19 protein-coding genes and 1 pseudogene are annotated in these 18,479 nt (G+C 74.0%); 14 read left to right on the forward strand and 6 right to left on the reverse strand.

Going from position 1 to position 18,479, the window contains the following annotated elements; all coding sequences use genetic code 11:
• The first annotated feature begins 4 nt into the window (after window positions 1–4).
• Window positions 5–1,324 carry a dicarboxylate/amino acid:cation symporter gene (locus tag G7Z13_RS20370; protein WP_166001328.1) on the forward strand — a complete coding sequence of 440 codons (1,320 nt, stop codon included), beginning with the start codon at window positions 5–7 and terminating at the stop codon, window positions 1,322–1,324.
• A gap of 44 nt (window positions 1,325–1,368) precedes the next feature.
• The gene (locus G7Z13_RS20375; RefSeq protein ID WP_166001330.1) at window positions 1,369–1,998 is read left to right on the forward strand and encodes a TetR/AcrR family transcriptional regulator; all 630 of its coding nucleotides are present in this window, start codon (window positions 1,369–1,371) and stop codon (window positions 1,996–1,998) included.
• Here G7Z13_RS20375 and G7Z13_RS20380 read toward each other — a convergent pair.
• Window positions 1,981–2,913: a MaoC/PaaZ C-terminal domain-containing protein gene (locus tag G7Z13_RS20380; RefSeq protein ID WP_166001333.1), complete on the reverse strand. Its 933-nt coding sequence runs from the start codon at window positions 2,911–2,913 to the stop codon at window positions 1,981–1,983. The genes G7Z13_RS20375 and G7Z13_RS20380 overlap by 18 nt on opposite strands.
• 225 nt (window positions 2,914–3,138) lie before the next feature.
• Here G7Z13_RS20380 and G7Z13_RS20385 point away from each other — a divergent pair, with 225 nt between their 5' ends.
• Window positions 3,139–5,088: an AMP-dependent synthetase/ligase gene (locus tag G7Z13_RS20385; RefSeq protein WP_166001335.1), complete on the forward strand. Its 1,950-nt coding sequence runs from the start codon at window positions 3,139–3,141 to the stop codon at window positions 5,086–5,088.
• Between the two features lie 33 nt (window positions 5,089–5,121).
• On the opposite strand, the gene G7Z13_RS20390 is transcribed toward G7Z13_RS20385, so the two are convergent.
• Window positions 5,122–6,027 carry a LysR family transcriptional regulator gene (locus G7Z13_RS20390; RefSeq protein WP_206313116.1) on the reverse strand — a complete coding sequence of 302 codons (906 nt, stop codon included), beginning with the start codon at window positions 6,025–6,027 and terminating at the stop codon, window positions 5,122–5,124.
• A gap of 201 nt (window positions 6,028–6,228) precedes the next feature.
• Between G7Z13_RS20390 and G7Z13_RS20395 the strand changes: the two genes are divergently transcribed.
• A complete protein-coding gene (locus G7Z13_RS20395) occupies window positions 6,229–6,774 on the forward strand; it encodes a DUF6817 domain-containing protein (RefSeq protein ID WP_166001337.1) in 546 nt (181 codons plus the stop codon).
• Between the two features lie 10 nt (window positions 6,775–6,784).
• Here the strand turns inward: G7Z13_RS20395 and G7Z13_RS20400 are convergent, their stop codons facing one another.
• From G7Z13_RS20400 to G7Z13_RS20410, 3 genes are read right to left on the reverse strand one after another with little or no spacing between them, the layout of a single operon-like run.
• A complete protein-coding gene (locus G7Z13_RS20400) occupies window positions 6,785–7,429 on the reverse strand; it encodes a class I SAM-dependent methyltransferase (protein ID WP_166001339.1) in 645 nt (214 codons plus the stop codon).
• Between the two features lie 50 nt (window positions 7,430–7,479).
• Window positions 7,480–7,794, reverse strand: a complete 315-nt coding sequence (locus G7Z13_RS20405) for an AzlD domain-containing protein (RefSeq protein WP_166001341.1) — start codon at window positions 7,792–7,794, stop codon at window positions 7,480–7,482.
• Window positions 7,791–8,486: an AzlC family ABC transporter permease gene (locus tag G7Z13_RS20410; protein ID WP_166001343.1), complete on the reverse strand. Its 696-nt coding sequence runs from the start codon at window positions 8,484–8,486 to the stop codon at window positions 7,791–7,793. Before G7Z13_RS20410 ends, G7Z13_RS20405 begins: the two co-directional genes overlap by 4 nt.
• A gap of 68 nt (window positions 8,487–8,554) precedes the next feature.
• On the opposite strand from G7Z13_RS20410, the gene G7Z13_RS20415 reads away from it, so the two are divergent.
• Window positions 8,555–9,130 carry an XRE family transcriptional regulator gene (locus tag G7Z13_RS20415; RefSeq protein ID WP_166001345.1) on the forward strand — a complete coding sequence of 192 codons (576 nt, stop codon included), beginning with the start codon at window positions 8,555–8,557 and terminating at the stop codon, window positions 9,128–9,130.
• 139 nt (window positions 9,131–9,269) lie between these two features.
• On the opposite strand, the gene G7Z13_RS20420 is transcribed toward G7Z13_RS20415, so the two are convergent.
• Window positions 9,270–9,473, reverse strand: a complete 204-nt coding sequence (locus tag G7Z13_RS20420) for a cold-shock protein (RefSeq protein WP_004984723.1) — start codon at window positions 9,471–9,473, stop codon at window positions 9,270–9,272.
• Window positions 9,474–9,759: 286 nt separating this feature from the next.
• Between G7Z13_RS20420 and G7Z13_RS20425 the strand changes: the two genes are divergently transcribed.
• The 9 genes and pseudogenes from G7Z13_RS20425 to G7Z13_RS20465 all read left to right on the forward strand — a co-directional run bounded on the left by G7Z13_RS20425 (window position 9,760) and on the right by G7Z13_RS20465 (window position 18,436).
• Complete coding sequence (locus G7Z13_RS20425; RefSeq protein WP_166001347.1) at window positions 9,760–10,608, forward strand: menaquinone biosynthesis protein; 849 nt, start codon at window positions 9,760–9,762, stop codon at window positions 10,606–10,608.
• A gap of 76 nt (window positions 10,609–10,684) precedes the next feature.
• Window positions 10,685–11,572 (forward strand): annotated as a pseudogene (locus tag G7Z13_RS20430) (serine/threonine-protein kinase); the annotation flags it as partial.
• A 167-nt stretch (window positions 11,573–11,739) separates the two neighbouring features.
• On the forward strand, window positions 11,740–12,084 hold the full coding sequence (locus G7Z13_RS20435) for a hypothetical protein (protein WP_166001350.1): 345 nt from the start codon (window positions 11,740–11,742) through the stop codon (window positions 12,082–12,084).
• A 410-nt stretch (window positions 12,085–12,494) separates the two neighbouring features.
• Window positions 12,495–13,100 (forward strand): A24 family peptidase, encoded by a 606-nt coding sequence (locus tag G7Z13_RS33760; protein WP_240926286.1) that lies wholly within the window; start codon window positions 12,495–12,497, stop codon window positions 13,098–13,100.
• A gap of 67 nt (window positions 13,101–13,167) precedes the next feature.
• The gene (locus tag G7Z13_RS20445; protein ID WP_166001354.1) at window positions 13,168–14,289 is read left to right on the forward strand and encodes a peptidoglycan bridge formation glycyltransferase FemA/FemB family protein; all 1,122 of its coding nucleotides are present in this window, start codon (window positions 13,168–13,170) and stop codon (window positions 14,287–14,289) included.
• 66 nt (window positions 14,290–14,355) lie between these two features.
• Window positions 14,356–15,552: a cyclic dehypoxanthinyl futalosine synthase gene (gene mqnC / locus G7Z13_RS20450; protein WP_166001356.1), complete on the forward strand. Its 1,197-nt coding sequence runs from the start codon at window positions 14,356–14,358 to the stop codon at window positions 15,550–15,552.
• A gap of 7 nt (window positions 15,553–15,559) precedes the next feature.
• On the forward strand, window positions 15,560–16,159 hold the full coding sequence (locus G7Z13_RS20455; RefSeq protein WP_166001358.1) for a hypothetical protein: 600 nt from the start codon (window positions 15,560–15,562) through the stop codon (window positions 16,157–16,159).
• A gap of 172 nt (window positions 16,160–16,331) precedes the next feature.
• Window positions 16,332–17,432 (forward strand): endo-1,4-beta-xylanase, encoded by a 1,101-nt coding sequence (locus G7Z13_RS20460; RefSeq protein WP_166001359.1) that lies wholly within the window; start codon window positions 16,332–16,334, stop codon window positions 17,430–17,432.
• A gap of 71 nt (window positions 17,433–17,503) precedes the next feature.
• Window positions 17,504–18,436, forward strand: a complete 933-nt coding sequence (locus G7Z13_RS20465; RefSeq protein WP_166001362.1) for a helix-turn-helix domain-containing protein — start codon at window positions 17,504–17,506, stop codon at window positions 18,434–18,436.
• Window positions 18,437–18,479: the final 43 nt, after the last annotated feature.

Consider the following 18,479-nt stretch of genomic DNA (forward strand, 5'->3'; position numbering starts at 1 on the left):
GAGCATGTCCGTGTCCGCGAACACGAAGTCCTTCAAGCTGCCCTTCTGGGCCCAGATACTCGCCGGCCTCGTCCTCGGCGTCGGCCTCGGCTGGCTCGCCCGCAGCCAGGACGTGTCCTGGCTGGTCACCACCCTGGAGAAGACCGGCGGCATCTTCGTCGGGCTGCTGAAGCTCGCCGTCGCCCCGCTCGTCTTCTTCGCGATCCTCGTCTCGATCACCAACCTGCGGAAGGTCAACAACGCCGCACGGCTGGCCGGCCGCACCCTCCTCTGGTTCATGATCACCTCGCTGATCGCGGTGGCCATCGGCCTCGCCATCGGCCTGGTCACCAACCCCGGCGCCGGCACCGGTCTGACCCCGAAGGACGGTGAGCTGCCGGAGAAGACCGGCTCCTGGCTCGACTTCCTGACCGGGATCGTCCCGACCGACGTCATCACGCCGTTCACCGAGCTGAACGTGCTGCAGATCGTCTTCATGGCCGCCGTCGCCGGTGTCGCCGCCCTCCAGCTCGGCGAGAAGGCCCAGCCGATCCTGACCCTGAGCGAGTCCGTGCTGGAGCTGCTGCAGAAGGCCCTGTGGTGGGTCATCCGGCTCGCCCCGCTCGGCACCGCCGGCCTCATCGGCCACGCCATCGCCACCTACGGCTGGGACCTGATCGGCAAGTACGCCACCTTCACCGCCGACATCTACATCGGCTGCGCGCTGGTCCTCTTCGGCGTCTACCCGGCGCTGCTCGCCACCGTCGCCAAGGCCAACCCGCTGCAGTTCTTCAAGGGTGCCTGGCCCGCCATCCAGCTGGCCTTCGTCTCCCGCTCCTCCGTCGGCACCATGCCGGTGACGCAGAAGGTGACCGAGCGCCTCGGCGTGCCGAAGGAGTACGCGTCCTTCGCGGTGCCGTTCGGCGCCACCACCAAGATGGACGGCTGCGCCGCCGTCTACCCGGCGATCGCCGCGATCTTCGTCGCGCAGATCTTCGACATCCAGCTGGGCGTCGGCGACTACCTGCTGATCGCGTTCGTGTCCGTGGTCGGCTCCGCCGCCACCGCCGGCCTCACCGGCGCCACGGTCATGCTGACCCTCACCCTGTCCACGCTGGGCCTGCCCATGGAGGGCGTGGGTCTGCTGCTGGCCATCGACCCGATCCTGGACATGATGCGCACCGCCACCAACGTGGCCGGCCAGGCGCTCGTGCCGGTCATCGTCTCGGCCCGCGAGGGCCTGCTGGACCGCACGGCCTACGACTCGGTGGGCGCCGGCTCCCCGGTCGACGAGCCCGCGCCGGTCGTGGCCGACGAGCCGGGGGCGGTCAAGGCCACGGCCTGAACGATCGGTCAGTAGGGCGGTCGCACGGACCGTACGCTGTCCGCATGGGTTCCGTGAAGACCAAGCGGATGCCGCGTGCGGTCCGTGAGCAGCAGATGCTGGACGCCGCCGTGCAGATCTTCGGGCGGCGCGGGTACATGGCGGCGTCCATGGACGACATCGCGGAACTCGCCGGTGTGTCCAAGCCGTTGGTGTATCTGTATCTGAACTCCAAGGACGATCTGTTCGGCGCCTGCATCCGCCGTGAGGCGCGGGCGCTGATCGCGGCGGTGCGGGCCGGCATCGACCCGCAGCTGCCGCCGGACCGTCAGCTGTGGGACGGGCTGCTGGCGTTCTTCACGCACACCGCCGAACACCCCGACGGCTGGTCGGTGCTGCACGTCCAGGCCCGTACCCACGGGGACGCCTTCGCCGCCGAGGTCACCGCGATGCGGGACGAGGCGGTGGCGTTCGTGACCCGGCTGATCGCCGGGGCGGCCCCCGATGCGCACGCCGGGCGCGAGATCGCCGGGCTCGCCCAGTCCCTGGTGGGCGCCGCCGAATCGCTCGCCGCGTGGGCCAACACCACTCCCGGCGTCACCGCCCGGCAGGCGGCGACCACCCTGATGAACTTCGCGTGGGCGGGTCTCGGCGGCCTGCTGGAGGGGCGGTTCTGGTCACCGCCGCGAGCCTGACCTGCCTGACCCCAAGGGGTCCACGGTCGCGGTGAGATGGACCCGGCCGCCGCCGCGCAGGGCGAAACGGCCCTTCGCCGCGGCGAATTCGACGGTCCCCGGCAGCGGGAGGGGCGCGAGGAACCGGGCCCGCACGCGCACCGCGTCGGGGGTGCCGTGCGCGGCGAGACAGCGGGCCAGTGTCCACATGCCGTGCGCGATCGGCCGGGGGAAGCCGAACGGGCGCGCGGTGAGCGGGTGCAGGTGGATGGGGTTGCGGTCGCCGGAGACGGCGGCGTAACGGCGCCCGAGGTCCCCGCCGAGGGGCCACGCCGCGAGCGAGGGCAGCGCGGAGGCCGCGTCGGTGGCGGGCGCGGAGGCCGCGTCGGTGGCGGGCGTGGTCGCCCGGGCGGAGGCGGGTTCGGTCGTCGGGCCGGTGGCGGGTGTGGTCGTCGGGTCGGTGCGGGGGTCCGTGGGGCGGGCCGTGGCGTGCCGGGCGAGGTAGGTGCTGCGCGACTCCCACACGGTCTGCCCGCCCGACCGCAGCTCGGTCAGCACGGCCGCTTCCGTGCCCCGCCGGTGCGGCGCCAGTCCCTCGACGCGCACGGAGAGTTCGTAGGAGACGGTGGCCGGCAGCGCGGTGTGCCGGGTGAGGTCGAACGAGGTGTGGACCAGACCGAGCAGCGGCAGCGGGAAGGCGCGGGCGCTCATCAGCCGCATGGCCAGGGGGAAGCCGAGGACGTGCGGATACGTCGGCGGCAGCGCGTCCTCGCCGGTCGGGAAGCCGCAGACGCGCTCGTAGGCCGCCAGCCGCGCCAGGTCGATGCGCACCTCGGGGAGGGTGAGCGGGGCGCGGGGGAAGGCGGCGTCGGCGCGGGGGCGCCGGAAGGGGGACAGCAGGGCGCCGCGGAGGAGGGAACCGGCGAGCGTGGGCATGGGTACGGGGGGCTCCCTGGGGGCGGGTCCACTGATGCTTACTCCGGAGTAAGGTTACCTCAGGTAAGGTCTTGCCGCGTCCGGGAGTTCAGGCCGGCGCACGGTGCGCACGTCTGCCCCGGATCGGCCCCGAACCGCCGTGGAACTCGCACAGACCCCTCACGCGGGCGCCGTAGGATGCGCGTCCTGCCGGCGGTAACGCCACGAGCCGCCCGGAGGAGCCGTATGCCGATCTCGTACTCGTCCCAGCCGCTGCCGCCCGACTCGGCCGCCTCGGCCCTCGACTACGACCCGGACGCCGGACCCGTCCTCGTCGCACCGGAGATACGGCGGCTGGACGGCGAGGTGCGCGAGGCGGCCGTACCGCCGCTGGTGCCGCCCGTGACCCACGGCTCGCTCGCCGACCTGCCGTTCGAGAACGCGGCGGCCGTGCCCGCGCAGGCGGTGCTCAGCCGCCGTACCGGGGACGGGACGTGGGCCGACGTCACGGCGGCGGAGTTCGCCGCGCACGTGCTCGCGGTCGCCAAGGGGCTCATCGCCGAAGGGCTCGCGCCGGGCGACCGCATCGCCATCATGGCGCGGACCACCTACGAGTGGACCCTGCTCGACTTCGCCGCCTGGGCCGCCGGACTGGTCACCGTGCCGGTGTACCCGACCTCCTCCGTCTTCCAGACCCGCTGGATCCTCCAGGACTGCGGCGCCGTCGCCCTCGTCACCGAGACCGGCCGGCAGGCCGCCGCGCTCGGACCCGAACGGGAACGGCTGCCCGGACTGCGCCACGTGTGGGTCGTCGAACAGGGGCACGTGACGGGACTGGCCGAGCGGGGCGCGGCCGTCCCCGACCCGGAGGTCGAGGTGCGGCGCGCGATGCTCGGCCCCGACACCCTTGCCACCCTCGTCTACACCTCCGGTACCACCGGCCGCCCCAAGGGCTGCGCCCTCACCCACGGCAACTTCCTCGCCGAGGTCGACAACGCGATCGAACTGCTCTACCCGGTGTTCAAGGCGCGCACCGACGCGGAACCGGCCACGCTGCTGTTCCTGCCGCTGTCGCACGTCTTCGGCCGGATGGTCGCGGTGGCCTGCGTGCGCGCCCGGGTACGGCTCGGGCACGCGCCCGGTCTCAAGGCCGAGGAGCTGATCGCCGACCTCGCCGCCTTCCGGCCCACCTTCCTGCTGGCCATCCCGTACATGCTGGAGAAGGTCTTCAACAACGCGCGGGCCACCGCCGAACGCGGCGGCAAGGCGGGCTCGTTCGACCGGGCGGTGAACGTCGCCCGGCGCTACGGGGAGGCGGTCGAGGCCCGCCGCCACGGCACGGGGCCCGGACCCGGCGCCGCCCTGAAGGCGGCCCGCGCGCTGTACGACCCGCTGGTCTACCGCCGTATCCGCAACGCGCTCGGCGGCAGGCTCCGCTATCTCGTCTGCGGCGGCTCCCCGCTGAGCCGGGACCTCGCCGCGTTCTACCTGGGCGCCGGCATCGAGGTCTACGAGGGCTACGGCCTGACCGAGACCACCGGCGCCGCGACCGTCACCCCGCCCCTCAAACCCCGTCTGGGCACCGTCGGCTGGCCGCTGCCCGGCACCCGGGTGCGGATCGCCGCCGACGGCGAGGTGCTGCTGGCCGGCGGGCAGGTGCTGCGCGGCTACTGGGACCCGCACGCGGGCGGCGTCGTCCCCGCCACCGCGGACGGCTGGCTCCCGACCGGCGACCTCGGCCGCCTCGACGACGAGGGCTACCTGACCATCACCGGCCGCAAGAAGGAGATCCTGATCACCGCCGGCGGCAAGAACGTGGCCCCGGCGCCGCTGGAGAACTGGCTGCGGCAGCACCCGCTGATCTCCCAGTGCCTCGTCGTCGGCGACCGCCGCCCGTACGTCGCCGCGCTGATCACCCTCGACATGGAGGGCGTCAGCCACTGGCGGCGGATGAACGGCAAGCATCCCGTGCCGGCCGAACTCCTCACCGAAGACGCCGAGTTGCGGGCCGTCCTGCAACGGGCGGTCGACGAGGCCAACAAGCTCGTCTCCCGCCCCGAGTCCATCCGCCGCTTCGCCGTCCTGCCCGTCGACTTCACCGAGGAGGCCGGACAGCTGACCCCGTCGATGAAGCTGCGGCGCGCGGTGATCGCGCGGGACTTCGCCCGGGAGATCGAGGCGCTGTACGGCTCGTGACGTGACCTCCCGCCGGGGGAGCGGGCCGCGGGGTCAGGCGCGCGGCGGTGCCGTCGTGCCGCAGCGGGCGGCGACCGTGCCGGCGAAGGTCCTGGCCTGGGGGGTGAGCGCGTCCCAGTGGCGGACGGCCCAGCCGACGGCCAGGGGCCGCAGGGCGGGCACCGGCACGAGGCGCAGCCCCGCGGCGCCGGTGCCGCGGGCGCCCGGCAGGGCGGGGACCAGTGCGCGGCCCAGGCCCAGTTCGGCCAGGAGCAGGGCCGTGTCCCAGTCGGCGACGCTCGTGTCGTAGCCGAAGCGGACGCCGAGAGCGGCGCAGGCCGCGTCGAGGTGGGCGGCGGAGGTGGAGTTCGGGGGGAGGCGGATCAGCCGCAGGTCGGTCAGCTCCTCCGGGCGCAGGGCGGGGCGGTCGGCGAGGGGGTCGTCGGCGGGGACCGCGAGGACCCAGGGCAGCTCGGCCACCGGGTGCTGCTCGATGCCGCGCACCGGCGGGCCGAGGGTGATCCACGCGAGGTCCAGGTCGCTGTCGGTGAGCGCGTCGAAGCAGGCGCGGCTGGAGCTCTCGGTACGGAACTCCAGGCTGACCCGGGGGTGGCGGCGCCGGAAGTCGACGATGGCGTCCGCCATGAAGTGCCGTACGGTCGTCGCCCCCGTCGCCACCCGCACCGAGCCGGTCTCCCCGTCGGCCAGGTCCCGCAGCCGCCGCAGCGCGAGGTCGAGCCCCGCGATGCCCTCCGCGGCGGCGGCCTCCAGAACGCGGCCCGCCGCCGTGGGCACCACCCCGCGCGGGCGCCGCTCCAGCAGGCTCACCCCCGTCTCCCGCTCCAGCCGCCTGACGTGCTGGCTCACCGCCGACTGCGTACAGCCCAGGTCACGGGCCACGGCACTGAGGTTGCCGGCACGGCACACGGCCACGAACACGCGCAGGTCGTCGAGCGTCATGACATCCAAGCTATCGCTTGGGGCCGGGCAGTTTTCCTTAGGATTGACTGGGTGTCAGGTCGTGCACGACGATCGCCGCAGGGCCCGGGCGGCAACCCGCTCCGCGCTCCGCCGGGATCCGGACCCGAGGGGACACCCCCGTGGGCGGGGCGCGGAGCGGGTGCCGACCCACACGACCTGCCGACAGGGGGGACCCGGTTCATGACCCACACCGCCGAGCACGCTCGTGACCTGCTGCGCCGCTCGGGCGCCGACGCCGTCGGCCACCCCGGCGGCGGCACCCTCCTCGCCCACCTCGACCGCGTCCACGACCGGCTCGCCGGCTGGGGCGCCCGCCCCGCCCTCCAGCTCGCCGGCCTCTGCCACGCCTGCTACGGCACCGACGGGTTCGCCGTGGCCCTGCTGTCCCTGGCCCGGCGCGCCGAACTCGCCGACGTGATCGGCGCGGAGGCCGAGGCCGTCGTGTACGGGTACGCGAGCCTCGACCGCGCCGCCGGCTACCCGCGCTTCACCGACCCCGGCGCCGCCCTGCCCGACCGCTTCACCGGCACCGCCCGCCCCGCGGCCCCCCGGCTGCGCCGTGACCTCGCCGAACTCACCGCCGCGAACGAACTGGACCTCGCCGCCCACGACCCCGCCGTCCGCGACCGCTTCGGCGCCGAGCTGCTGGACCTCCTCACCCGCCTGCGCCCGCTGCTGACCGCGGCGGCCTGGGCGGACTGCCGGGCGGTGCTGGGGGACGCCTGACGCCCCCGGTTCACCCGCGCACGGCGGTCAGGAACGCCTGAGGAGCCGACTCGCCCTTGTCCTCCTCCGCCTCCCGCAGGGTCCGCGACCGTACGGCGAACCCGGCGTCCTCCAGCAGCCTGGCCATCCGCTCCGGCCGCCGCCGCTCGAAGTCGAGGCTGACGGGGCGACCGAAGGGCCGCTCCAGGCGGCGCGGCGCGTCACCGGCCTGGAAGGCGAGCAGGAGGTGGCCGCCGGGCGCCAGGACGCGGGCGAACTCGGCGAAGAGAGCGGGGAGGTGGTCGTCCGGTGTGTGGATGGTCGAGTACCAGGAGACGATCCCGGCGAGCCGCCCGTCCGGCAGACCGAGGTCCAGCATGGAGCCCTGCACGAACCGCAGCGCCGGGTTCTCCCGCCGGGCCACGGCCAGCATGGACGCCGACAGGTCCACGCCGAAGACCCGCACCCCGAGGGAGGCGAGGTGGGCCGTCACCCGCCCCGGCCCGCATCCGAGGTCCGCCACCTCCCCGGCGTCCGCGACCAGCCCGGCGAACGCCTCGAGGAGCGCCACGTCCAGCGGCGAGTGGGCGAGGACACCGGCGAAGTGGCCGGCGTAGTCCTCCGCGATGGCGTCGTAGAAGGAGCGGGTGGTGGTGAGGAAGTCGGTGTCGGTCATGGGCACGGACCCTAGACCCCGCCACCGACAGCACGTGGCGGCCCTCGTCCTCACGGCACGCCCAGCGCCCGCAGTACGGCCGTCGCCCCCACCCCCGCGAGGACCACGACCACGAACGGCGCTCGCCGCCACGCCAGTACGACCGCCGTCAGCACCCCGGCGGGGCGGGCCCACCCGGCGAGGCCAGTGTCCTCGGTGAGCGCGCCCGTGGCCAGCAGGGCGACGAGCAGGACCACCGCCCCGGCGGACAACAGCTCCTGCGCGCGCGGCGGCACGTGGACCCGCCCGTGCAGCACGGGCCCGACCAGGCGCAGGGCGTACGTCGCGGCGGCGAGCGCCAGGACTAGGACGACCGGCGCGCTCATCCCGCCACCGCCTTCTCGCGGGCGCCGCCGCCGTACAGCGCGAGCCCGGCGAGGGCGAGCAGCACCGGCAACCCCGCCGGGACGACCGGTGTCACGGCGAGCGCCACGCAGGCGCCGGGCAGGGCGCAGCGGCGCAGGCGGGGATCGTCGCGCAGGGCGGGGACCACGAGGGCGGCGAGGACGGCCGGGAAGGCCGTGTCCAGGCCGTAGGCCGCGGTGTCGCCGAGCGCGCCGCCCGCGAGGGCGCCGGCCAGGACGGAGACGTTCCACACGGCGAACAGTCCGATGCCGCAGACCCAGAACGCGGTGCGCCGCCGCTCCGGGTCGGGCTGGGCGAGGGCGAAGGCGACGGTCTCGTCGGTGATCAGGTGGGCGCCCGCCAGACGGGCGAGCCGGCCCCGCCCCACGACGTCGGCGACCGCCACGCCGAACGCGGCCAGCCGGGTGTTCAGCAGCACCCCGGTGGCGGCCGCGGCGAGCGGCCCGCCCCCGGCGAACAGCACCCCGAGGGCGCTGAACTGCGCCGACCCGGCGTACACCAGCAGGGACATCGCCACCGGCACCCAGACGGGCAGTCCCCCGGCGACCGCGATCGCGCCGAAGGAGATGCCCACGATGCCGCCGGCCACCCAGACCAGGGACGCGTCGCGGACCAGGGAGGCGACCGAGGGTGTTCGGAGTGGCGAACGCATGTTTTCTACAATGAACAGACGGCTCCCTGTTCGTCAAGCCGAACGATCGTACTTCTGGAGCGAACCACATGACCGACGGCACCCCGCGCACCCCGCCCCGGCTCCCCCTCGACTGGATCGCCGCCGCCCTGCGCCGCGAACGCGCCCGCGCCGGCCTGTCCCTGTCCGAGCTGGCCAAACGGGCCGGGATCGCCAAGTCGACGCTGTCCCAGCTGGAGGCGGCGAGCGGGAACCCGAGCATGGAGACGATCTGGGCGCTCGGCGTGGCCCTGGGCGTGCCGTTCAGCGCGCTGGTCGAGCCGCCGGCCCCGGCCGTCCAGGTGATCCGCGCCGGAGAGGGACCCGCGGTCGCCTCCGAACGGGCGGACTACGTGGCGACCCTGCTGTCGGCGAGCCCGCCGGGAGCCCGGCGTGACATCTACCACCTGCGGGCCGAACCGGGCGCCGCACGGGAATCCGAGCCGCATATCCCGGGCACGGTCGAGCATCTGATCGTGAGCACCGGACGGGTGAAGGCGGGGCCGCGCGGGGAGAGCGTGGAACTCGGGCCGGGCGATTACATGGCATATCGCGGAGATGTGCCGCACGCCTACGAGGCGCTGGCGCCGGGCACCACGTTCGTGCTGATCATGCAGCACGTCTGAGTGGGGCGAGAAGTCCGGGAATTCGCGAGAAGTTCACCCGCGGGAAGTTCGCCGGGGTCCACCGAAAAGGGCAGGAGCCCCGTCGCCGTACGGCGCGGGGCTCCTTGGGTACTGCACTCGATCCCGGATCAAGAAAGGATCAGACCGGGGTGACGTTCTCGGCCTGCGGACCCTTCGGGCCCTGCGTGACGTCGAAAGACACCTGCTGGTTCTCCTCGAGGGACCGGAAACCGGTCGCGTTGATCGCGGAGTAGTGGACGAAGACGTCGGGGCCGCCGCCCTCCTGGGCAATGAAGCCGAAGCCCTTTTCGGCGTTGAACCACTTAACGGTTCCGGTAGCCATAAGCCCTCCTTGGGCTCAAAGGGTTGCCCTGCTCCAGAACCAGCAAGTGTGAAGACGAGTTCTCACAACTGCATCCGCCTGAAAACGACGAGAGCCCGCGGTCACATGCTCCGCAGGCTCTGCACTGCAAGGGAAACCAAACTGCAACTTGCGGCGAGCCTAGCACGCGGGCACCCGAAAGCAATAGAGGTCAAGATCACGTCACCCGGATGTTTGAAGATCGCGACGCACCTCTGACGCCGGGGGTGAGGCCTGGACCCTATCCCACAGGGTCTAGCCTCGCGATGTGGACATTTCTCGCACCCGGCCGCGCGTCGGCCACATCCAGTTCCTGAACTGCCTGCCCCTGTACTGGGGGCTCGCGAGAACGGGCACACTCCTCGACTTCGAGCTGACGAAGGACACCCCGGAGAAGCTCAGCGAGCAGCTGGTGCGCGGAGAGCTCGATGTGGGGCCCGTCACCCTCGTCGAGTTCCTGAAGAACGCCGACGACCTGGTCGCCTTCCCGGACATCGCCGTGGGCTGCGACGGACCGGTCATGTCCTGCGTGATCGTCTCCCAGGTCCCGCTGGACCGGCTCGACGGCGCCCGGGTCGCCCTCGGCTCGACCTCGCGCACCTCGGTACGGCTGGCCCGGCTGCTGCTGGAGGAACGGTTCGGCGTCCGGCCCGACTACTACACCTGCCCGCCCGACCTCAGCCTGATGATGCAGGAGGCCGAGGCCGCCGTCCTCATCGGCGACGCGGCGCTGCGCGCCAACCTGATCGACGGGCCCCGCTTCGGCCTGGAGGTGCACGACCTGGGCGCCCTGTGGAAGGAGTGGACGGGGATGCCGTTCGTCTTCGCGGTCTGGGCGGCGCGCCGGGACTACGTGGAGCGCGAGCCGGTCCTCACCCGCCAGGTCCACGAGGCGTTCCTCGCCTCCCGCAACCTCTCCCTGGAGGAGGTCGCCAAGGTCGCCGAGCAGGCGGCCCGCTGGGAGGCCTTCGACGAGCGGGTCCTGGAGCGGTACTTCACCACGCTCGACTTCCGCTTCGGCGAACCGCAGCTCGCGGCCGTCGCCGAGTTCGCCCGGCGGGTCGGCCCGACGACCGGCTTCCCCGCGGACGTGCGGGTGGAACTGCTCCGGCCGTAGCGAGTCCGCGCCGCGGCGCGCGAAGGTGCGTAACCTGCTGGGGGGGGTGACAGGTCCACGGGGGAGGGGGCGCGCCATGCAGCCGCTCGGAGCGGACGAGCCCACCAGCGCGGGTCCCTACCGGCTGCTCGGCCGGCTGGGCTCCGGCGGGATGGGACGGGTCTACCTCGGCCGCAGCGCCGGCGGGCGCACGGCCGCGGTGAAGATCGTGCACCCGCACTTCGCGCTCGACGAGGAGTTCCGGGCCCGCTTCCGCCGCGAGGTCGCCGCCGCCCGGCGGGTCGGCGGCGCCTGGACGGCACCGGTCCTGGACGCCGACCCGGAGACGCCGGTGCCGTGGGTGGCCACCGCGTACGCCGCGGGCCCCTCCCTCGCGGCGGCGGTCGCCGGCACCGGCCCGCTGCCGGCGCACTCCGTGCGCGCCCTGGGCGCCGGGCTCGCCGAGGCGCTGGGCGCGGTGCACGGGCTGGGCCTGGTGCACCGGGACGTGAAGCCGTCCAACGTGCTGCTCACCCTGGACGGCCCGGTGCTGATCGACTTCGGCATCGCCCGCGCCATCGACGGCACCGCGTCCCTGACCTCGACCGGCCTCTTGGTCGGCTCGCCCGGCTACATGTCCCCCGAGCAGATCCTCGGCGAGGGCGTCACCGGCGCGGCGGACGTCTTCTCGCTGGGCTCCGTCCTGGCGTACGCGGCGACCGGCGAGCCGCCCTTCCCCGGCGACTCCTCCGCCGCGCTGCTCTACGAGGTCGTCCACGAGGAACCCCGGCTCACCGGCCTGGACGGCGAGCTGCGCGACCTCGTCGCCGCCTGCCTGGCCAAGGACCCCGCCGCCCGCCCGGCCCCCGCCGAGGTGGCCGCCCGGCTCGCCCCCGAGGGCGCCGCCCGCCTGATCGCCGAGGGCTGGCTGCCGGTCCCGGTCATCGAGGGGGTGAGCCGCAGCGCCGTACGGCTGCTTGATGTACCAGTCCGAGAGTCCGGAGTCCGGCCGCCCCCAGGCCCGCCTCTCCCGGGTCGAGTGACAGGAACGCGCCGTACCGGCGGGGCCGGTTGCACCGAACGGGGCGCCAAGGCGCTTGCCCCGCTGACAGACTGACGGGCCGACACGTCCACCCGTCACAGGAGCGTCGTATGCACTCGCCCCGACCGGTGCCGCCGCAGGAGCAGTCCGACTTCGCGTACGACCGGCTCACCGGCCGGCTCGCCGGGCCCGTCGGGGACAGCGGGGGCGCCACGCCGGCTGCGGCCGGTCCGCTGACCGACGGGGAGTACGTCCGGGAGTCGGTGCCCGGCTGCCGGCCGGTGCGGCGGCGCTCGGCCGGGCCCGGCGCGCGGGCGACGGCGCCGAGCGGCTCCCCGGCAGGGGAGCGGGGGCGTGACACCGCGCCGTGCCCGCACTCCGCGCCGCCGCCGTTCACCACGGTCGCCCGGCGGCTGAGCCACCTCGGCGACCTGTTCCCCGCCCGGCGGGACTGACCGTGCCGGTGATGTGGCTGACCGCCGCTGCGGCTGCCTGGGGCGCGGTGGCCGGCGCGGCGCTGCCCCGAGCCGCCTACCGGCTGTCGGTGCCGCACAGGGACGCGGGGGCGGTGACCACCGGTGGAGCGAAGCCCGCCGGGGCAGCGGAGCCAGCCGGTGGAGCGGAGTCCACCGGGGCATCCAGGCCCGCCGGGGGAGCGGAGTCCACCGGGGCATCGAAGCCCGTCGGGGGAGCGGCGCCCGCCGCGGCATCGGAGTCCCCGGGGGCATCGGAGCCGGCCGGCGCAGCGGAATCCCCGGGGGCATCGGAGTCCGCCGGGAGAGCGGAGCCAGTCGAGGGTGCCCGTTCCTCCCCGGGCCCCCTGGCCGCACGGCAGTGGCGGGCGGTCTGCCCGGCCGGGCATCCGTTGACCGGGCCGCTGGGCGGCTGGGTCGGTCCGGGCCGGTGCGGCGGGTGCGCCGGGGCCGGGCACGGCCCCTCCGCCCGCGCCCTCGCGGCCGTCACCGCCCTGCTCTGCGCGGCCCTCGCCGCCGCCACCGGACCCCGGCCCGAGCTGGCCGTATGGCTGCTGACCGGGCCGGCCGGCGTGCTGCTGGCGGTCGTCGACCTGCGGGTGCACCGGCTGCCGGACATGCTCACCCTGCCGCTCGCCGTCGCCGTCCCCGCCCTCCTCGGCCTCGCCGCCCTCGCCCCCGGCCACGCCGGTGACTGGACCGGCGCCCTGCTGGGCACCCTCGCGCTCGGCGCGGGCTACTTCCTGCTGTGCCGGATCAACCCGGCCGGCATGGGATTCGGCGACGTGAAGCTCTCCCTCAGCATGGGCGCCGTCCTCGGCTGGTACGGGCCGCACACCCTGCTGCTCGGCACCTTCGCCGCGTTCCTGCTCGGCGCGCTGTGCGCCGGCGTCCTGGTCGCGCTGCGCCGGGCCGGCCGCAGGACGGCGATCGCGTTCGGCCCGTTCCTGCTCGCCGGGGCCCTGCTCGGGGTGCTGTCGGGGGCGTACGCCGCCTAGCCCAGTGCGAGCGGTGCGCGGCGTCGCCCGGCCGTAGGCTCCTCGCGTCGACGAAGGAGCACGGCGCATGAGCTACCGCCTGAAGACCATCACCCGCGAGGACCACCTGGCGTTCGCCGCCGCCCGGCCGTCGGTGAGTCATCTGCAACTCCCCTCCTGGGGCGAGGTGAAGCGGGACTGGCGGGCGGAGAGCGTCGGCTGGTTCGACGCCGGCGACCGGCTCGTCGGGGCCGGACTGGTGCTGCTGCGGCCGCTGCCGAAGCTGAACCGGTCTTTCGCGTATCTGCCCGAGGGCCCCGTCATCGACTGGACCGCCCCCGACCTCGACGCGTGGCTGCGGCCCCTGCTCGCCCACCTCGAGGCGCGCGGCGCCTTCACCGTGCGGATCGGGCCGCCGGTCGCCCTGCGCCGCTGGAGCGCCGACGCGGTCAAGGCCGCCATCGCCGACCCCGCCGCCCGGCGGCTCGGCGACGTGGCGCCCACCGCCGAGGACCCGCACGCCCTCGGCCTCGCCGGCCGGCTGCGCCGCGCGGGCTGGCGGCAGAGCCCGCCCGGCACGGAGGACGGCTTCGCCGCTGGCCAGCCCCGGCACGTCTTCCGGCTGCCGCTCGCCGGCCGCTCCCTCGAGCAGATCCACCAGGGCCTCAACCAGCAGTGGCGGCGCAACATCAAGAAGGCGGAGAAGGCCGGCGTCAAGGTCGTCCAGGGCGGCTACGCGGACCTGGCCGTCTTCCACCGGCTCTACGTCGAGACCGCGGAGCGCGACCGGTTCGTCCCCCGCCCGCTGGAGTACTTCCAGCGCATGTGGACCGCGCTGCGCGCCGAGCACGAGGACCGGATGCGGCTCTACCTCGCCCACCACGACGGCGAGGTCCTCGCGGCGGCGACGATGCTGACCGTCGGCGAGCACGTCTGGTACTCCTACGGGGCCTCCACCAGCCGCCGCCGCGAGGTCCAGCCGAACAACGCGATCCAGTGGAAGATGATCTGCGACGCCCACGAACTGGGCGCGGCCGTCTACGACTTCCGCGGCATCACCGACACCCTCGACGAGGACGACCACCTGGTCGGGCTGCTGCGGTTCAAGGCGGGCAGCGGCGGCGAGGCCGTCGAGTACGCCGGCGAGTGGGACTTCCCGCTCCGCAGGGTGCTGCACCAGGCCTTCCGGCTGTACCTCTCCCGCCGCTGAGCCGGGTTTTCCGCTGGCGTACGCTGGTCCGGTCTGTCCGCAACCCCTGACGAAAGGGACGCCCCGGTGACCGAGAAGGCCGACCTGCAGTCTGTGCTCGACCGTGCCGCAGCGGGCGGGCGGATCACCCCCGAGGAAGCGCTCGACCTCTACCGCCACGCGCCGCTGCACGCGCTGGGCGCCGCCGCCGACGCCGCCCGCCGCCGCCGGTACGCGGGCGTGGAGCACATCGCGACGTACATCATCGAGCGCAACATCAACTACACCAACGTGTGCGTCACGGCCTGCAAGTTCTGCGCCTTCTACGCCCCGCCGAAGAGTGACAAGGGCTGGACCCGCGACCTCGACGACATCCTGCGCCGCTGCGCCGAGACCGTCGAGCTGGGCGGCACGCAGATCATGTTCCAGGGCGGCCACCACCCGGACTACGGCGTCGAGTACTACGAGAAGCACTTCTCGGCCATCAAGAAGGAGTTCCCGCAGCTCGTCATCCACAGCCTGGGGGCGAGCGAGGTCGAGCACATGGCCCGGATCTCCAAGGTCAGCGTCGAGGAGGCGATCCAGCGCATCCACGCCGCCGGCCTCGACTCCTTCGCGGGCGCCGGTGCCGAGCTGCTGCCGGAGCGGCCGCGCAAGGCCATCGCCCCGCTGAAGGAGAGCGGCGAGCGCTGGCTGGAGATCATGGAGACCGCGCACAACCTGGGCGTCGAGTCGACGTCCACGATGCTCATGGGCACCGGCGAGACCAACGCCGAGCGCATCGAGCACCTGCGGATGATCCGTGACGTCCAGGACCGCACGGGCGGCTTCCGCGCCTTCATCCCGTACCTGTACCAGCCGCAGAACAACCACCTGAAGGGCCGCACCCAGGCGACCATCTTCGAGTACCTGCGGATGATCGCCGTCGCCCGGCTCTTCCTCGACAACGTCGCCCACATCCAGGGCTCCTGGCTGACCACCGGCAAGGACGCCGGCCAGCTGACCCTGCACTACGGCGCCGACGACCTCGGCTCGATCATGCTGGAGGAGAACGTCGTCTCGGCGGCCGGTGCCAGGCACCGCTCCAACCTGATGGAGATGATCGAGATGATCCGGGGCGCGGACCGGGTCCCGGCCCAGCGCTCCACGACGTACGAGCACCTGGTCGTCCACGACGACCCGGCGAACGACCCCGTCGACGAGCGGGTCGTCTCGCACATCTCGTCGACCGCGATCGAGGGCGGCACCGCGCACCCCGAGCTGAAGATCCTCGCCTCCAACTGAGCCGCCGGTGCTGACCCTGCACGTCGCCGAGGCCTCGCCCGGCACGGCCGTCCTGGTGGACGGCGCGCGCCTGGCCGCCGTCGGCCCGTACGACGAGCTGGCCGCCGCCCGCCCGGACGCCCGGGTGCGGCGCTGGCCCGGCATCCTCACGCCCGGCCTGCTCAACCCGTACGGGCCGGAGCTGCTGGAGCGCACCTACCACCCCGACCCGCGCGAGGCCGACCGGCTCGGCACCGAGCCGATCGGCGGGGAGCGCGCGCAGGCCCTGTTCCGCGCGGACCCCGCCCGCCGGGGCGCCAGCGCGCGGCGCGGCGTGCAGCGCCTCCTCGCGCACGGCACCGTCGCGGTCGCGGGCGAGCTGCGCGACCGGGCCGCGCTGGACGCGGTGCGGCGCGCCGGGCTCGCGGTCGGGCAGCGGCCGCCGTCGCTGCCGGGGCCGCCGTCCCTGTCCCCGGTCCCGCTGATCCTGCTGCCGCCCCTGGCCGCGGGCGGCCCCGCCCGGTTCGCCGTCTTCGACGTGCCCGACCGGGCCGCCCTGGTCCGCCTGGGCGCCGCGACCTGCGTCGCGACGGTCGTCGCGGGCCGCCTGGTGTACCGCGGCCGCTGACCCTCGCCCTTCCCGCGCCCCACGATCCCCTGCGGGTCGTGGGGCGCTTCGGTGTGCACGCGTATTGACGGGCCGCTCGGCGAGCCCTTAGCGTCCGGCCATCCCTAATGTTTCGGGTCTGTCTTCGAATGTTTCGAAGAGGCCGAGCCGAGCCGACGGAATGAGACTCCCCATGAGATCCGTTCGCACCGCCACCGCGGCCCTCGCCGTGGCCGCCCTGTCGCTCCCCCTCCTCGCGGCCGCCCCGCACTCCGAGGCCCGGCACGACCGGCTGCGCGCGGCGGCCCCCGAGGGCTTCTTCGTGGGCACCGCCGTGGCCGGCGGCGGCCACCACCTGTCGCAGCCGTACCCCGACCCCTTCACCTCCGACAAGCAGTACCGGAAGATCCTGGCCCGCCAGTTCGGCTCGGTCTCCCCGGAGAACCAGATGAAGTGGGACTTCATCCACCCCGAGCGCGACCGGTACGACTTCGCCGCCGCCGACGCCATCGTCGCCTTCGCCGAACGCAACCGGCAGGTCGTGCGCGGCCACACCCTGCTGTGGCACAGCCAGAACCCGGAGTGGCTGGAGCAGGGGAACTTCTCCAAGGAACAGCTGCGCGCGATCCTGCGCGAGCACATCACCACCGTCGTCGGCCGCTACGCCGGGCGGATCCAGCAGTGGGACGTCGCCAACGAGATCTTCGACGACCAGGGCAGGCTGCGCACCCAGGACAACATCTGGATCCGCGAACTCGGCCCCGGCGTCGTCGCCGACGCCTTCCGCTGGGCGCACGCGGCCGACCCCCGGGCGAAGCTGTTCTTCAACGACTACAACGTGGAGGGCGTCAACGCGAAGAGCAACGCGTACCACACCCTCGTCCAGGACCTGCTGAGGCAGGGCGTGCCGGTGCACGGCTTCTCCGTCCAGGCCCATCTGAGCACCCGATACGGCTTCCCGGGCGACCTGGAGAGCAACCTGCGCCGGTTCGACGCGCTCGGCCTGGAGACCGCCGTCACCGAGCTGGACGTCCGCATGGACGTGCCGGAGGGCGGCGTGCCCACGGCGGAGCAGGAGCGCACACAGGCCGAGTACTACCGGCGGACCCTGGCGGCGTGTCTGGCCGTGGACGGCTGCGACTCGTTCACCATCTGGGGCTTCACCGACAAGTACTCGTGGGTGCCGGTGTTCTTCGAGGGCGAGGGCTTCGCGAACGTCATGACCGACGAGTTCGAGCGCAAGCCCGCCTTCTACGCGCTGCTGGACACCCTGAAGGCGGCCCGCGGGCGCTGAGCCCCGCCGCGCGCGTGCGACGCTGGTGTCGCTCGATTGGTCTGTACCTGCCACGAGGAAGGTCCGGGTCCATGCGCGGCACCACCGTCCCGCCGGGAACGCCCTGTCTCCCGCCCCGCCCCGGCGACGTACCCCTGCACCGGCTGGAGGTGACCGGTCCGCCCGCCGTCCCCTTCGCGGCGGGCAGCTTCGACGCCGTCGGCCCGCTCGCCCGCTCCGACCGGCCCCACCGGCACACCTTCTACGAGATCGTCCACGTCACCGCCGGTACCGGCACCCACGTCGTCGACCTCGCCCGCTGGCCGCTGACACCGCCCCACCTCGCCGTCCTCGCCCCCGGGCAGGTCCACCACTGGGAGGACGGCCAGGGCCTGGACGGCACGCTGGCGCTGTTCACCGAGGACTTCCTGGTGGACCACCCCGGCGACCGCGACCTGCTGCGGAGCCTCGCCGACCGCTGCTGGCTGCGGCCCCCGCCCGAGGACGACGAACGGATCGGCGCGCTCATGGCCGAGCTGGTGACGGAGCACCGGCAGCGCCGCCCCGGATACGCGAGCGTGCTGCGCGCACTGCTGCACGTCCTCGTCGTCCGGGCGGCCCGCCTTCCGCACGGCCCCGCGCCCGGCACCCCGGCCGAGGGACGCGGGGCCCCCGTGGCGCAGGCGTTCGTCCGCCTGATCACCCGGCCCGAAGCGCTCTCCTGGACGGTCCGCGCATGCGCGCACCGCCTCGGCGTCACCCCCGGCTACCTCACCCAGGCCGTACGGTCCGCCACCGGCCGCAGCCCCGGCCGCCTGCTCATCGAGGCCCGCGCCCGCCACGCCCAACGGCTGCTCGCGCACACCGAGTTGTCCGTCCGCCAGGTCGCCGCCCGCACCGGCTTCACCGACCCGGCCTACTTCAGCCGCTTCTTCCGCCGCGAGACCGGGCAGAGCCCCGGCGCCTTCCGAAAACACCACAGTGGCGCACACCAGTCCATCGAAGCCCCGCGGCCGCGCTCCTAGGGTCGGTCCCGTCCGGTTCACCGTCCTCCCGACACCCCCACGA

Origin of the sequence: Streptomyces sp. JB150, from assembly GCF_011193355.1 — a bacterium.
Classification (GTDB): Bacteria; Actinomycetota; Actinomycetes; order Streptomycetales; family Streptomycetaceae; genus Streptomyces.